The organism is Marinomonas rhizomae, from assembly GCF_024397855.1.
Taxonomy (GTDB): Bacteria; Pseudomonadota; Gammaproteobacteria; order Pseudomonadales; family Marinomonadaceae; genus Marinomonas; species Marinomonas rhizomae_A.
In genome coordinates, this window is the sequence record NZ_CP073343.1 from 3667496 (window position 1) to 3682427 (window position 14932).

The window sequence follows — 14932 nt, forward strand, 5'->3', positions numbered from 1 at the left end:
GGTTTAACGAATCAGATTTGGCAAACAATCGTACCTGTTGTGCGCTTTTCCCAATTTTTCAACGTAACAGAGCGGTATTTTTGCATGATGTTATCCGCAACGAAGGTGGTAATACCCACATGATCCAATAATGCGGTCATCACAGATTCCGCTGCTCGAACGGCGCCATCTTCACACTTTAGCGCTATGGCAAGCTTCAATTCTGGAATCGCTGCAACATAAACACCTTCCGCACCCACTTTTAGAAAGACGCGCTTCTGTAAAATTCTCATCATATCGGTACAGTAACGCGCCGTCCCAGCCACCATAAAAGGATACTCAACTACTGCGTCATATAAGGTTTTACAGGCTTTCTGGCGCTCTGTTGATAAGCTATCAGGACTAGCAAACTTAGCAAATGCTAAAGCAAGATTCGTTAGCGGCATAGCCCATGTAGGTGCGGAGCAACCGTCTGGGGACCAAGGTGCTGTGCTGTAATCGTACTCACACATATCCGCCATGGTACCGGCAATCTTCTGCTGCACAGGGTGATCAATACCAATGTAGCCTTCTGATGAAACACCAAGCAACTTCGCCAACCCCAGCATTCCCGCGTGCTTTCCAGAGCAGTTGTTATGTAGCTGATTTGGCTCTTTTCCTTCACCGGCTAGCACATAACCCGCTTCAGCACGCATGGGCCAATGACAACCACATTCAAAATCCGCCTCAGACGACGCCAGTTTATCCAGCATACTTTGTACAGTTGCTACATGTTCTGGTTCGCCATTATGAGACGCACAACAAATGGAAATTTCATCGTTACTGAACCCAAAACGTTCCGCCCCTCCCATCTCAATAAAAGCCAACGCCTGCATTGCTTTAATCGCACTGCGAGGATAAACCAAGGCATCTACATCGCCCCAAGATTCAACGATTGTACCTGTGCTAGAAACAATAACCGCTTTAATACTGTGTTCACTTTCAACGATACCGCCGCGTGTTACATGCACGGAAAGAGATGCATGCTGCATAGGGCTGTTCCTGTATCTAAGAATGGAAGTTAAAATAAAATATTAGAAACAGAGTAAGCTGACCGTAGGGATAAAACAACTTGCCAGAAGAAGCTTTTTTTATCCCTACGATGCCAAAGAGGTTTGCAGGTAATCATCACAGACATCTAGCTCATAAACCGTTTTCGACTTAGCTAAACAATTTCGCATTTCTTTACGGGCACGTTGGTAACTCTCGTCATCAAGGTCGCTAATTTTTTCCCATTGCTCTCGGCTTGGCCATTGCGCATAGCCCACCAAAACATTGGATTTATCGGACGTATGCAACCTTGAACCAAAACTGCCACAGTTCTTATAAATCGCTTTTGTCACTTCAAGCCATGCCGCACGAAAAGAAACTTCCGTGCCTTCTTTGATTTCAAACTCATAAACCGCAATAAACATCTTATCTCCTTATATTACCGAACACCTTATTTAACCAAGAACAGGTCTAAAAAAGCTACGCTCGTAACTGATAATACAGTCCACTCTATCCGCAAATTCAAATGCTTTAATACAGTCAGAATCGCTTAAAGACTGGTGACGATACTCTTCGTATGCGGATAGGCTCTCGAATGTAAATAACGCTAATGCGATGTTATTCGCCCCCTCTGAAGGTAGAAAGTAACCATTATGCTGACCACCAAATTTTTCAACCAAAAAAAATCCACCTCCTTACTTATCCGTAAAGCACGCTTTCTGCTTTTCAGATCGATTACATACCTTACATAGAAAGTAATCATTCAGTAAATACTTCTATTTCAAACAATCCCCCACCTAAACAGGAATCCGGAGTGAGCTTACAAGCTTCTGAACTATCCGACATCATCACAAAATCATTGCTAAGTGGATATTTTAAATATCAGCTATAAAAATTCCTTTTATTGCAAGTTTTTGATATTTTCAATAAAAGTCTCTCAACTATTTAATGTATATAGAATTTTTAGGACAGTTATATGGACAAAATTGATAAAAAAATTCTGCGCTTATTACAAAAAGATGGCCGCCTTACCAATGCGGATTTAGCAGAGCAGGTCAACGTGAGTCCGGCTACTTGCCATCGAAGGACACACCAACTTTTTAAAGAGGGCTATATTAACGAAGTACGTGCTGTGATTGCACCTGAGAAAGTAGACCGCAGTGCCTTGGTGTTAGTCGGCGTAGTTTTAGATAGATCAACACAAGAGAGCTTTGCGACGTTTGAAGGTGCTATTTCTAAGTTACCTTTCATTTTGGATTGCCACCTAGTCGCGGGAGATTTTGATTACTTCCTAAAGGTCCGAGTGAAGGACATGGCCGACTTTAATAAACTACATAGTGACCAATTATTGGCGTTGCCAAGTGTTCGGCAATTACGCACTTTTTTTGTCATGAAAGAAGTCAAAGATAACGCGCCATTGGCGTTTTAAGCGTCTTTCCGCGGCACACTGAAAAAGGCTTCCCTATGGAAGCCTTTTCACGAAATGACGAGCAATGCTAAAAACTCACATTAGCCGTTACGATAAATATAACTATAGCCATTGATAGCAGGAACCCCACCAAGGTGGGCGTAAAGTACTTTAGAACCTTCAGGGAAAAAACCTTTTTGCGCTAAACCAATCAAACCTTGCATAGATTTCCCTTCATATACTGGGTCTGTCATCATACCTTCTAAACGAGCAACTAAACGAATAGCATCGTTTGTTTCGTCTGATGGCACGCCATAAGCAGGATAAGCATAATCTTCATTGATAACGATATCATCAGCGGTCATTTCACGCCCTAGCTCTACCAATTCGGCGGTATTTTTCGCTATCGCCAACACTTGATCTCGTGTTTGCTGTGGCGTGCCAGACGCATCGATACCAATCACATTTTTAGAACGACCATCAGCTGCAAAACCAACAGCCATACCAGCATGAGTAGAACCCGTTACCGTACAAACCACAATGTAATCGAACTTGAAGCCTAATTCTTTTTCTTGCTCGCGCACTTCCTCAGCAAACCCTACATAACCCAAGCCACCATACTTATGCACTGACGCACCTGCTGGAATTGGGTACGGAATACCCCCTTTCGCTTTCACGTCTTCTATGGCGTTTTTCCAGCTTTCACGAATACCAATATCAAATCCATCATTCACTAAATCGATGTCAGCGCCCATCACACGACTCATCAGTATGTTACCAACACGGTCGTAAACGGCGTCTTCAAATGGCACCCAGCTTTCTTGTACCAAGCGACATTTCATACCAATTTTTGCCGCCGTCGCGGTGACCAAACGAGTATGGTTGGATTGCACACCGCCGATACTGACCAAGGTATCCGCACCCGATGCAATCGCATCCGGCACAATGTATTCCAATTTACGTAGCTTGTTACCGCCCAGTGCCAAACCAGAATTACAGTCTTCACGTTTCGCATAGACTTCAATATTGCCTAAGTGATCAGACAGGCGCTGAAGCTTTTCAATTGGCGTTGGTCCAAAGGTAAGTGGGTAACGTTCAAATTTTTTCAGATTCATAGTGGTCGTTCCTTTTGGCTTTATGTTTGTGATTTAAGTTGTTACCAGAGTACCGAAAAGGAAATGAAATGTGCTTTCTAATAATGTCTTTTTTTGACAAATAAAAACCAATATTCAATAAAAAATTAATTTATTTTTATCATAAATTAATAAATTACGAAATACTCTATCTACACTAAAAACAGACATCCATCCTAGTTATTTATACCTCTTCAGGGCATAGCACCAGAAAAACTAGGCACAAAAAAACCGCTGATACGATCTTCTTGCGAATCGTATCAGCGGCCTAAGGGAGGTCAACGCTTTTTCTATTTAAATATAAATTTAAGTCACTGCAAGCGACCAAACTGGATCTGGAATCATCATAATGGCTTCCACCTGCACTTCAGCATCCATTGGCATTGCACTGACCGAGACAACCGCCCTCGCAGGAAGTGGCGAACTTAAATACTTAATCATTGCCTCATTAAATTCTGCAAGTTTCGACATGTCTTTAAGATAAATAGTCAGTTTCACCACTTGTTCAAGAGAACCACCCGATGCGATTGCCACCGCATTTAAATTATGAAAAACCTGAGCCGTTTGTTCGGCCATCGAGCCTTGTAATAAACGATTGGATCCAACAACAAGAGGAATTTGCCCAGATAGGAATGCCCAGTTACCAGACTTTATTGCTTGAGAGCAAACATCCGATTCGGATGGCGCCAACTCGGTTTCGATTGAATGAAGCATGACATATCTCCTTTAGAAGATTGGACCCTCTACGGCAAAAGCAATACACTTTTGGCGACTGCTTGAGTACGTGGAACAAAGGTATCGAGCAAACAAAGCTCACCATCGGTGTGCATTTTCGCCCCCACAGGTCCTGTTCCACACAAAGTCGGAACGCCCATTGACGACGTAAAACCCGCGTCAGAACAGCCACCGGTAAATTCTCCTTCAACCGAGAAACCCAGCGATTCTGCTTGCGCCTGGTAATGCTTCAGCAAGGTATCGCTCATGCTGGATTCAAACGGATGAAACGCTGAAATCAGTTTTACCGACGCTGTAACACCAGGGATTTTAGGAATATCGACAATGGCCTGAATCGCGTCCATGGCATTCACCATTTGCTCTTTGGTAATGTAGCGTAAATCCAATTTGGCTTTTGCATCCGGCGCAATGGTATTGGAAGACATGCCACCGCTAATCAAACCGACATTGGTCGTGACGCCTGTTTTATAATCGGTGAGAGCATGTAAATCCGTGATGATCAAAGCTAACGCCCCAATCGCACTAGCGCCATCGGCATGGTTTACTCCTGAATGCGCGGCTTTACCTTTGACGACAATTTCAAAGCTCGCACCGCCTTTTCGAGCCGATACCACATTGCCGCTGATGCGACCCGGTTCAGCATTGAGCACCGCTTTTGCCCCTTTCACCATTTGCTGAATAACATGACGTCCTTCTGGCGAACCGATTTCTTCATCGCCCGTAAACAAGCCAACAACGGGGTGAGGCAATTCCTCAATGTCAGAGTTATTCAACAAATACTGCAAACCTCTTAACACAAAACAATTCAACACCAGACCAGATTTCATATCCGCGACCCCAGGTCCAAACGCGGTCATACCATCACGAGTAAAGCCGCGTGTTGCCACCGTGCCTTTTGGGAAAACTGTGTCTCTGTGTCCCATCAAAAAGATGGCCGGCTGAGAATCTTTTTTATCAAATCCAGAGCCAATACGTGCTTCCAACACATCGCCAGAACTATCTGATTTATGCCAGTGGCATTCGATACCGTCGGCTTCTAACCAAGCCGCCATTAACCGCCCAGCCGCATCAACGCCTTCTTTGTCATAGCTGTTAGAATCGGTATCAACTAATTCTTGCAGACACTGAATCATCTCGTCCTCTTGAGTGGCGAGCCAATCACAGAGTAAATCCGCATAAGGCGCGAGTGCGTTATTGCTTAGCTTTTTTGCTGTTGCGAATGTCATGTTGCTCTCCTTAACGTGCTGCCTGAATCGTGGCGCCTTGTTCTGATAAATCCCAAAAAAGCCCCGTCATAATCTGCAAAGCTTCACGACATACGGATGCTAAAACATGTTCATTTGGCGCATGTTGACTGCACGCAGGGTAAGAATGTGGCACCCAAACGGTGGGTAAATTGAGAATATTAGCAAACACATCATTTGGTAATGAGCCACCTAGATTAGGCAATAACACTGGTTTCTTTCCCGTTGTTTTCGCAAGAGAACCCAAAGCCCAACCCACCCAAGGATCTTCTGGATCAAGGCGTGTCGCCTCCATCGTATGGCCGCTATCAGTGACTTCAACATCACTAAAACCATGTAGATCCAAATGATCTCGAATGTGTTTTAAGAAGTTTTGGCTGTCGCTTTCAACCACAAAACGCAGCTGACAATGGGCGCTGGCGTAACCGGGAATAGCATTCACCGGCATATCTGGATTGCCGGTTTTACAGGCCAGCATTTCCAAGGTATTCCATGCAAAAACCCGCTCTGCTGAGGTTAAACCTGGCTCTCCCCAGTTAGAATCAATAGCAGGGCTGTTCGCGCCTTCCCCCACGGGAATATCTTTTAAAGCAACTCGAACCGACTCAGGTAAACGCGCTGGCAACAACCCTTTGACTAAAATCTTGCCTTTAGCATCCACCATAGACGCCCAAGCATGGGCCAAACGTGTGCCAGCGTTACTCAATAATCCGCCCCAATTACCAGAATGATGCGCTCCATCGCGCAACAACACTTTCAGATCAAAATTAAAGCCACCACGGGAACCGAGGAAAATAGTCGGATGCTCAGCACTCAGCCTTGGGCCATCGGAGGCAATAAACAAATCCGCTGCCAGTTCCTCTTTATGAAGCTGACAAAGCTCGGCCAATCCGGGTGATCCAGCTTCTTCACCCATTTCTACAATCACCTTGACGTTAAAGCCTAACTGGCCTTCTTTCGCCTCTATCACCTGCTTCAGTGCCGCAAAGTTAATGGTGTGCTGACCTTTATTATCCGCCGTCCCACGTCCATACCAACGGTCGCCATCTACCACGACCTTCCATGGTGACAATCCTGTTTTCCATTGATCATCATAACCGCGCACTACATCCCCGTGACCATAAGTCAGTAACGTTAATAGCGCTGGATCTTCGATTCGTTCCGCAATCAAAAATGGCCAAGACCCCGGTTGGTTTGGTTCGGTCACAGGATTCGCCACAATGCGTGATTGAAAGCCTAAAGAAGCCAATTCCGGTATAATAATGTTTTGTAAATATGCATGTAACTGATCAAACGCATCGTGATTTTGACTTTCACTGTGAACGCTAACGCGCTGTTCTAATGCCGTAAAAAATGCACCAGAATCGAAATAAAACTCCGCTCCCTGAATAGTAGATTGGCGACTCATGATCTCTCCTTAAAAAAATAAATAGGTAACAAGTCAAAATGAAAAGTATTTAAGAAGCCCTATCCCACGCACTAGAATCCAACACATCAGGCAATCCCAAAGCCGGCTCTGGGGTCAAAACAGATGACAACAAAGCTTGTGTATAAGGATGTTGAGCATTTTGAAAAATCCCTTCTCGGGTGCCCTGCTCGACAATTTTGCCGCGATACATCACCGCCACGCGATCCACTAAATGTTCCACTACGCCAAGGTTATGACTGATAAATAAATATGTCAGCCCTAGCTCTTTCTTCAAATCCATCAAGAGGTTAAGAATTTGCGCCTGTACAGACACATCCAGCGCCGACGTAGGCTCATCACACACCAAGATGTTAGGTTTAAGAATCAAAGCACGCGCAATAGCAACTCGTTGACGCTGGCCTCCTGACAATTGACCCGGATAATTTTTTAACAAACGTTCAGGTAAGCCCACCAAATCGCTGATGTCTTTCACCGCTTTTTGCTGACTCTTAGCGTCACCAATTTTATGCAGCTGCAAGGGTAAACGAATAATTTGTTCGATGGTTTTACGTGGGTTCAAAGATGAATAAGGATCTTGAAAAATCGGTTGCAGCTGACGAGACATAGATAAGCGAGAACTAGCACCGCGCATCTTGTCATTAATCAACACATCACCATCGGTTGGCTCTAACAAACCTAGAATCATTTTTGCCAAGGTGCTTTTGCCACAGCCAGATTCTCCCACCAAACCTAAAGTCTCACCGGGACGAATGCGCAATGAAATACCGTCCACTGCTTTTAGTAATGTTGGCTCTTTAAAAGCGCCATTTTTAAGATGAAAATGACGCGACAAGTTCGTTAATTCCAAAGCGTATTCTGACATTACATCGCCTCCTTAAACGACGTCATCGCAACCGGACAACGTACTTGATGATCCTCTGCACCTAGATGATTTTCTAGGCTAGGCGAACGGTAACAACACTCGCTTATAGAGGCGCTACAACGATTTTCAAATGCACAACCTTTGAGCTCGCCAATCAAACTCGGCACCACGCCAGAAATAGATTCCAAGTGACTTCCAGGTAAAGTTTTACCTGGAATGGGAATACAGTTAAGCAAGCCCTTGGTATAAGGATGTTGTGGGTCAGCAAATAAGTCTTTTGCCGCAGCGCTTTCCACCACTTGGCCGGCATACATCACCGCCACACGATCAGCGATACGCGCCACCACACCAAGGTCATGGGTGATAAAAATAACGGCGGTGCCAAATTCTTGTTGAAGCTCACGTATCAAACGTAATATCTGCGCTTGAATCGTGACATCTAGCGCTGTGGTTGGCTCATCAGCGATGATCAAATCTGGCTCGCACATCAGCGCCATCGCGATCATCACCCGTTGACGCAAACCACCTGATAATTGATGTGGATATTGATCTAAACGCTTCTCCGGATAAGGTACACCAGCACGCTCCAATAAATACACTGCGCGTTTTTTGGCTTCGTCTTTGCTTACTTTTTTGTGTTTAATAATGCCTTCACAAAGCTGATTGCCCAAGGTATAAGAAGGATTCAGTGAAGTCATTGGCTCTTGGAAAATCATCGACATGCGCATACCGCGTACTTGATTGCGCTCTTTTTTCGATAAAGACAATAAATCCATACCGTCGAAATGCATTGTCTCAGCGGTCACTTCGGCACGCTTCGGTAACAACCCCATCAGCGCCATCGACGTCATGGATTTACCACAGCCTGATTCCCCTACAATACAGAGCATTTCACCTTTATTCACTTGCAAATCAATACCGCGCACCGCACGCAAATTACCATTTGGCGTTGGTAGACTGACTTGTAAATTTTTTACGTCGAGTACTCGTTTCATGATGTCTCCTCTGGCCTTAATTCCGGCCTTCTGGTGCGTTCATATCTCGCAAACCGTCGCCTACTAGGTTAATCGCCAATACCAACACCATCAGTGCAATACCGGGAATCGCAATGACCCACGTTTTGAAAAACATGTACGCCTTACCTTCTGAGATCATTAACCCCCAAGATGGCATGGGCGGCTGTACGCCCAAGCCTAAAAAGGACAAGGTCGCTTCTAGCAAAATGGCATGAGCCATTTCCAAGGTCATCACTACAATCAGTGCACTTAAAATATTAGGTAATAATTCACGCACCAAAATATAAGTCGTTGATGCACCTAACACTTTGGCCGAAGCAATAAACTCGGCATCACGTAATTGCTGGGTAGTGGAGCGCGCCACCACCGCGAATCGATCCCACAACAGTAAGCCCAATAAGATGATCACCATCTGCAAGGAACCACCCACCAAAGCAGACATTGCCAATGCAACAAGAACCACTGGCATCGCTAAACGCGTGGTAATGATGTAACTAATCACCGCATCCACTCTGCCACCAAAATAGCCAGCCAATACGCCCAATGTGGTGCCGATAAACCCAGAAATAAGTGCAGCGGACAAACCAATCGTCAAGGAAATTCGCGCCCCGTAAAGCAAACGACTTAGGTAATCTCGACCTAATTTGTCGGTGCCAAACACGTGCTCCCAAGAGCCTTTATCGTGCCAAACTGGCGGAATCATGCGTTGAGAAATATTCTGCAAATAAGGGTCATGAGGCGCTAACCAAGGCGCTAAAATCGCCAATATGACAATCACACCAAGAATGATCGACCCTATTAACAAACCACGGTGATCCAAGAAGAGATTCATCATGCGACGCCATTCTGGTACCTCTGGTAAAAAAGAATTGGGGCTCGAAGCTGTTGAAACAGTAGAAGTAGAATCAGACATAGTAGACACCTCAGCGGACACGCAAACGTGGATCAAGCATGGCGTTGATCACATCTGCTAAAAAAGTTAACAGGATATAAAACACCGCAATAATCAAAACCACGGCTTGCACCACGGGATAATCATTACGGGTAATCGCATCCCACGCGAGCTGGCCTAAACCTTTTAGAGAAAACACCGATTCGATGACCACCGAGCCGCCCAACATAAAACCCAGCTCAACCGCTGCCAAGGCAACAACCGGTATCACTGCATTGCGCAGAGCGTGTTTAAAAATGACAGTGGACTCATTCAACCCCTTGGAACGAGCGGTGCGAATGTAATCGGAATTCAACACTTCTAACATGCCAGTTCGGGTCAAACGCATCATGGCTGGCATAGCGTAATAACCCAGCGCAATAGCAGGTAAAACAAAATGCTGCCATGTTGCATTGCCACCCGCGGGCAGCCAATGCAGATTCACCGCAAAGATAACTATCAAGGTTAAACCAAACCAAAAGCTCGGCATGGCCTGACCAATAACCGCAATGGTCAACGCCAAGCGGTCAATCCAGGTATCTTGTTTAATCGCCGCAATCACACCAAGAGGAATCGCAATAACTGTCGCCAATGCAAGCGCCAAACCACCCAATGTCAGTGTGACAGGCAATCGGTCACTAATAAGCGACATCACGGTATCTTGAAAATAATAAGAACGGCCAAAATCCAACTGCACCGCCGCCCATAACCAATCAAAATATTGATAAACCATAGGTTTATCCAAACCAAAATCGATACGGATCTGCTCTACTTGTTCAGCTGTGGATTCTGGACCTGCTATTGAAATAGCCAAATCACCTGACAAGTGCAGCAACATAAAACTCACAATAGACACAGTGATTGCCACACTAAACGCCACCAGTAATCGACGAATTATAAATACCAACATAACTTCTCCCCAAAACGCCTTTGCACCTTTGTGTCGATACACCTAAACGCAAACTAGCGACGCTTACTTCACCTGTTTAAATCAAGTAGTAAGCGTCTTACTTATTACTTCCAGCTTGATTCTACAAAGCGAGGAAGTTCATCAGGATAAGCGGTAAAATTCAGCTCTTTACTGAAGGCGTAGTTACTTGAGTATGAAAACATGGGCGCCCAATAGGCTTCTTGGGTAATTTTTTTAATTGCGTCACTGTAGTTTTTCTTGCGAATCTCAGGGGTAACATTGGTATCCGCCGCGTTCAACAAGTTCACAACACTACTGTCATGATTTATGTCATCTGCGCCACCATTGAAATACACACTGATAATGGCAGATGCATCATTCACAGAATAAGAACCCCACGTCTGGAACGCTAAAGGCACCTTGCCTGAACGTTGTTCTTTACGTAACGCAGCATAGGTCAACATGTGCATTTTAGACGTAATACCAACAGCACGAAGATCACCCAAAATAGCCTCGGCTAAGTCCATATCTCGGTAAGCATAAAAGTCCGTCTGGAAACCATTTGGATAACCGGCCTCAGCAAGCAAAACTTTCGCTTTCGCTGGGTCATAGGCGTATTTTTTCGCAGCAGATAGGTCACAACCAAACTGCGTAGGAAAACATGGAGTGTAAAGAGCACGGCTTCCACCACGTACGAGTTCATTCGCCAGCGCATCGCGATTGATCGCATAATTCACCGCTTCACGAACTAATTTATTGCGGAATGGTGAATCCTTTAACGCCTCACTACTGGTATCCATTGCCAAATAACCCACGCGCATGGTTTCGGAACTAATCACCTGCAAATTAGGCATCATTTTCATTTCATCCGCCTGGTCTGACGGCACACGCCAAGTCCAATCAACGCCGCCTGTCATCAGCTGAGCAAGACGAGCATCTGGGTCAGGAATGACTCTAAATTGGATTTTACCGATGGCTGGCTTTTTAATTGGACCACCTTCAAAATAGCCTTCATAACGCTCTAAATTCGCCCCTTCACCACTCAACACCTCGGTAATTTTATAAGGGCCAGTACCAATTGGCGCTTTGGCATAGCCTTCAATGCCAACGGATTTAAAATATTTTTCAGGGAAAATAGGCGTTGGACCAGATAAATATTCCAATGCCGCTGGGAAAGGCTGTTTCAGAACTAAACGTACCGTGTAATCGTCTAATTGTTCTGCATGATCTATCCAATCGACGTTTTGGCGGGTGACGATTTTAGACTCAGGTGAAGTGACATAATTAAAGGTGAAAGCCACATCCGCTGCACTAAAAGCATCGCCGTTTTGAAAAGTGACGCCTTTACGCAAAGTGAAAAGCAAATGAGTCGGATCTTCCCACTTCCAGCTGGTTGCCAACAAAGGCTGATACTCGCCTGTTTCCATGTCTCGATAAATCAAAGTATCCCAAGCAAGATGCGACAAAATAATCCCTTCTCGCACATTATTGTGATAAGGGCTGACATTTTCTGGCTCAAGTCCTACCGCGTATATCAAGGTATCGTTCGCCTTATTAGCTAATGCTGGCGCGGCAGCACCAACCAGTGAGCAAGCAATAAGAACACTAACCAAAGTCCTACGTGGAGCGTTATCTAATACAGGAAATAGAGCAAACTTATTCTGACTGGTTTTTTTCATCATTTCGTTCCTTTTAGACCTTTAAATATGATATTTATGCAATGCAACTTTCATTCACACTATGCAAAAAAAACCATTGCCACAATTAAAAAAAATGCAAAGAATCGTTGCCAAAAAAGCATGACTATGGCGAAATGACAGAATTATCAAAATGCTATAAAAACCGCCAATATTCACTAAAATGCAGGAAAAACACGATGAAAGCCGCATTACGTTTACAAGACACTGCTCTGCGTTACTTTTTAGAGGTCGCTAGATATGGTTCTATTAGTGAGGCATCATTGCACCTAAATGTAGCAGCGAGCGCTATAAGTAGGCAGATAAATAGCCTAGAAGATATTCTTGGTACAACCCTGTTTGAACGCCGCCCTCGCGGCATGGAATTGAGTGCAGCGGGTGAAATGTTAGCCGTGTATGCACGTAAGAACGCACTAGAATCGGACAGAGTTGTATCGGAAATAGCTGCTTTAGAAGGCTTAAATCGAGGTCATGTAAATATCTCATGTTCGGAAGGTTTTGCGATGGAATTCTTACCACGTAACATTGCAAATTTTCGAAAAAAACATGAAGGTATTCATTTTCATATCAATGTCAGCTCACCTGCGGAAGTATCGCGGCGTGTTAGTCATGGCGATGCTGACATAGGCGTTACTTTAAATTTGTCTCCTGCCAAAGACATCCAAGTCGCCTATCGACAGCCCTCACCCGTCGTTGCTGTTGTCCATCCAAACCACCCATTGGCAAACAAAAAAACCGTCACTCTCGCGCAATTACAACCCTATCCGATTGCCTTACCAGAAGAAAACACCACAGTAAGACAGCTGTTTGATATCTGTTGCAGTCGTTTAAACCTATTATTCGATCCGGTTCTGGTATCCAACAACATGGCAACATTAAACCGCTTTACGACCTATGAAGGTGGCGTTCATCTTGCTGGAGAGATTTCCATGCGCCATCAACTGGCCAGCAACGAGCTAGTTGCCATCCCGATTCGTGACCGAGGCATGGACATCCGCAATATTGAAGTACAAACCCTATCTGGCCGCACCTTACCCGCAGCAGTGAGAGTATTTTTAGATTACATGATCGAAAAAATGCAGCATGAAGAGAACATTGAGGATATAAACTTGGCACTGTCGTAAAAGCACCGCTGCGCCGCTATTAAAGAGAAAAAATAGAGGGGAAGAAAAGAGCCAAAGCATTACTTTTGGCTCTTTCATTAAGACAAATGTGCTTTAAGACAGCAAGGCTTGGCCTTTTTGATAGTAAGCTTTTCTTTCTTCTTTCGGCACCATGTCGCCGCCCGTCGCCCAGATGATATGTGTTGCTTGCAACATTTTATCGCCAAGCTGGTGAGCCGTTAGGTAATCACCGCCCTCAGTTAACACTCGCAGTACGCCACTTACACCCGCGGCGCCAGACGGTTCCACTGGAATACTTTCTGCATCCACCAACATGGCCAAATGACGATACATATTATCATCAGAAACCGTATAAATACCGCTGAGCAGCGAATCCATCATAGGGCCAACAAAAGCAGAAGGTCGGCCAACTGCCAAGCCATCAGCACAGGTTTGATTATCAATGCCCAACTCTTGCACCGAAATACCGTTATGCAAGCCCGTTTCCATACCTAATACCATGCAAGGAGAATGCGTAGGCTCAGCAAAGAAACAATGCACATGATCAGTAAACACTTGCTTCAAACCAAAGGTAATACCGCCTGGTGCGCCACCAACGCCACAAGGCAAATAGACAAACAAGGGATGCTCCTTATCGACAACAATGCCCTGCTCGACTAGCTGTTTTTGTAGGCGTAACGCCGCTACGCTGTAGCCTAAAAACAGCGAAGTGGAATCTTCGTCATCGATAAAATACGCCGTGTCTTTTTGCATGGCTTCCTGTCGTCCTTGCTCTACAGCAACTCCATAATCAGCAGTATGTTCAACGACATTGACGCCTTTACTTCTCAGCAAAGCTTTTTTCCATTCACGGGCATCAGACGACATATGAACCGTGACATCAAAGCCCAATTTAGCACTCATAATGCCAATGCTTAAGCCAAGGTTCCCAGTTGATCCGACGACGATCTGATGCTTGGCAAACAGCGCTCGAAAATGCTCTGAATCCAATACTCGATAATCGTCATTGGTTTGCAATAAGCCATTCTCTAGCGCCAAACGCTCAGCATGCAACAAGACTTCATAAATTCCTCCGCGAGCTTTGATGGAGCCTGCAATCGGCAATTGATTATCACACTTCATCAATAAACGACCGAGGATTTCTAGATTCATCGAATCCGACAAGGCATGCTGCATAGCAGGAATGGCCTTTAATTCAGATTCAATAATGCCATTAGTAGCTGCCGTTTCGGGAAACACTTGAGCAAGATAAGGCGCAAAACGCGAGAGTCGATCCGACGCATCTAGCATGTCTGACATTTGCAGAGACAGCTTGGATTGAACCTCATCAAAACGCACTTTTTTCGGATTGACCCAAGTAATTTCCTGCAATGCAATGAGCGACTGCACAACAGGGGTAGAAATATAGTCAGTCACTTAAATACTCCATGAAAGC

General features: G+C 44.9%; 15 protein-coding genes. 2 read left to right on the forward strand and 13 right to left on the reverse strand.

Annotated features, from left to right (window positions below; genetic code table 11):
* Window positions 1–11: 11 nt before the first annotated feature.
* The 3 genes from KDW99_RS17280 to KDW99_RS17290 all read right to left on the reverse strand — a co-directional run bounded on the left by KDW99_RS17280 (window position 12) and on the right by KDW99_RS17290 (window position 1688).
* The gene (locus KDW99_RS17280; protein WP_255826454.1) at window positions 12–1010 is read right to left on the reverse strand and encodes an asparaginase; all 999 of its coding nucleotides are present in this window, start codon (window positions 1008–1010) and stop codon (window positions 12–14) included.
* Between the two features lie 105 nt (window positions 1011–1115).
* Window positions 1116–1433: an antibiotic biosynthesis monooxygenase gene (locus tag KDW99_RS17285; protein ID WP_255826456.1), complete on the reverse strand. Its 318-nt coding sequence runs from the start codon at window positions 1431–1433 to the stop codon at window positions 1116–1118.
* Between the two features lie 30 nt (window positions 1434–1463).
* Entirely contained in the window at window positions 1464–1688 is a 225-nt protein-coding gene (locus KDW99_RS17290; protein WP_255826458.1) for an NIPSNAP family protein, read from the reverse strand.
* A gap of 296 nt (window positions 1689–1984) precedes the next feature.
* On the opposite strand from KDW99_RS17290, the gene KDW99_RS17295 reads away from it, so the two are divergent.
* Window positions 1985–2437 carry an Lrp/AsnC family transcriptional regulator gene (locus tag KDW99_RS17295; protein ID WP_255826460.1) on the forward strand — a complete coding sequence of 151 codons (453 nt, stop codon included), beginning with the start codon at window positions 1985–1987 and terminating at the stop codon, window positions 2435–2437.
* A gap of 80 nt (window positions 2438–2517) precedes the next feature.
* Here KDW99_RS17295 and KDW99_RS17300 read toward each other — a convergent pair whose 3' ends face one another.
* The 9 genes from KDW99_RS17300 to KDW99_RS17340 all read right to left on the reverse strand — a co-directional run bounded on the left by KDW99_RS17300 (window position 2518) and on the right by KDW99_RS17340 (window position 12358).
* Window positions 2518–3531: a 1-aminocyclopropane-1-carboxylate deaminase gene (locus KDW99_RS17300; RefSeq protein WP_255826462.1), complete on the reverse strand. Its 1014-nt coding sequence runs from the start codon at window positions 3529–3531 to the stop codon at window positions 2518–2520.
* A 324-nt stretch (window positions 3532–3855) separates the two neighbouring features.
* Entirely contained in the window at window positions 3856–4263 is a 408-nt protein-coding gene (locus KDW99_RS17305; RefSeq protein ID WP_255826463.1) for a Rid family detoxifying hydrolase, read from the reverse strand.
* A 29-nt stretch (window positions 4264–4292) separates the two neighbouring features.
* Window positions 4293–5510 carry a M20 family metallopeptidase gene (locus KDW99_RS17310; protein ID WP_255826465.1) on the reverse strand — a complete coding sequence of 406 codons (1218 nt, stop codon included), beginning with the start codon at window positions 5508–5510 and terminating at the stop codon, window positions 4293–4295.
* 10 nt (window positions 5511–5520) lie between these two features.
* Window positions 5521–6936 (reverse strand): M20 family metallopeptidase, encoded by a 1416-nt coding sequence (locus tag KDW99_RS17315; RefSeq protein WP_255826467.1) that lies wholly within the window; start codon window positions 6934–6936, stop codon window positions 5521–5523.
* 49 nt (window positions 6937–6985) lie between these two features.
* On the reverse strand, window positions 6986–7819 hold the full coding sequence (locus tag KDW99_RS17320) for an ATP-binding cassette domain-containing protein (RefSeq protein WP_255826469.1): 834 nt from the start codon (window positions 7817–7819) through the stop codon (window positions 6986–6988).
* The gene (locus KDW99_RS17325) at window positions 7819–8814 is read right to left on the reverse strand and encodes an ABC transporter ATP-binding protein (RefSeq protein WP_255826471.1); all 996 of its coding nucleotides are present in this window, start codon (window positions 8812–8814) and stop codon (window positions 7819–7821) included. The genes KDW99_RS17320 and KDW99_RS17325 overlap by 1 nt, the downstream gene beginning before the upstream one ends.
* A gap of 16 nt (window positions 8815–8830) precedes the next feature.
* The gene (locus KDW99_RS17330; protein WP_255826472.1) at window positions 8831–9748 is read right to left on the reverse strand and encodes an ABC transporter permease; all 918 of its coding nucleotides are present in this window, start codon (window positions 9746–9748) and stop codon (window positions 8831–8833) included.
* Between the two features lie 10 nt (window positions 9749–9758).
* Window positions 9759–10676, reverse strand: coding sequence for an ABC transporter permease (locus KDW99_RS17335; RefSeq protein ID WP_255826474.1), 918 nt, complete (start codon window positions 10674–10676; stop codon window positions 9759–9761).
* A gap of 104 nt (window positions 10677–10780) precedes the next feature.
* Window positions 10781–12358, reverse strand: a complete 1578-nt coding sequence (locus tag KDW99_RS17340; RefSeq protein ID WP_255826476.1) for an ABC transporter substrate-binding protein — start codon at window positions 12356–12358, stop codon at window positions 10781–10783.
* Between the two features lie 194 nt (window positions 12359–12552).
* Here KDW99_RS17340 and KDW99_RS17345 point away from each other — a divergent pair, with 194 nt between their 5' ends.
* Window positions 12553–13497, forward strand: coding sequence for a LysR family transcriptional regulator (locus tag KDW99_RS17345; RefSeq protein WP_255826478.1), 945 nt, complete (start codon window positions 12553–12555; stop codon window positions 13495–13497).
* A gap of 93 nt (window positions 13498–13590) precedes the next feature.
* On the opposite strand, the gene KDW99_RS17350 is transcribed toward KDW99_RS17345, so the two are convergent.
* Window positions 13591–14913 carry a D-serine ammonia-lyase gene (locus KDW99_RS17350; protein WP_255826480.1) on the reverse strand — a complete coding sequence of 441 codons (1323 nt, stop codon included), beginning with the start codon at window positions 14911–14913 and terminating at the stop codon, window positions 13591–13593.
* Between the last annotated feature and the right edge of the window lie 19 nt (window positions 14914–14932).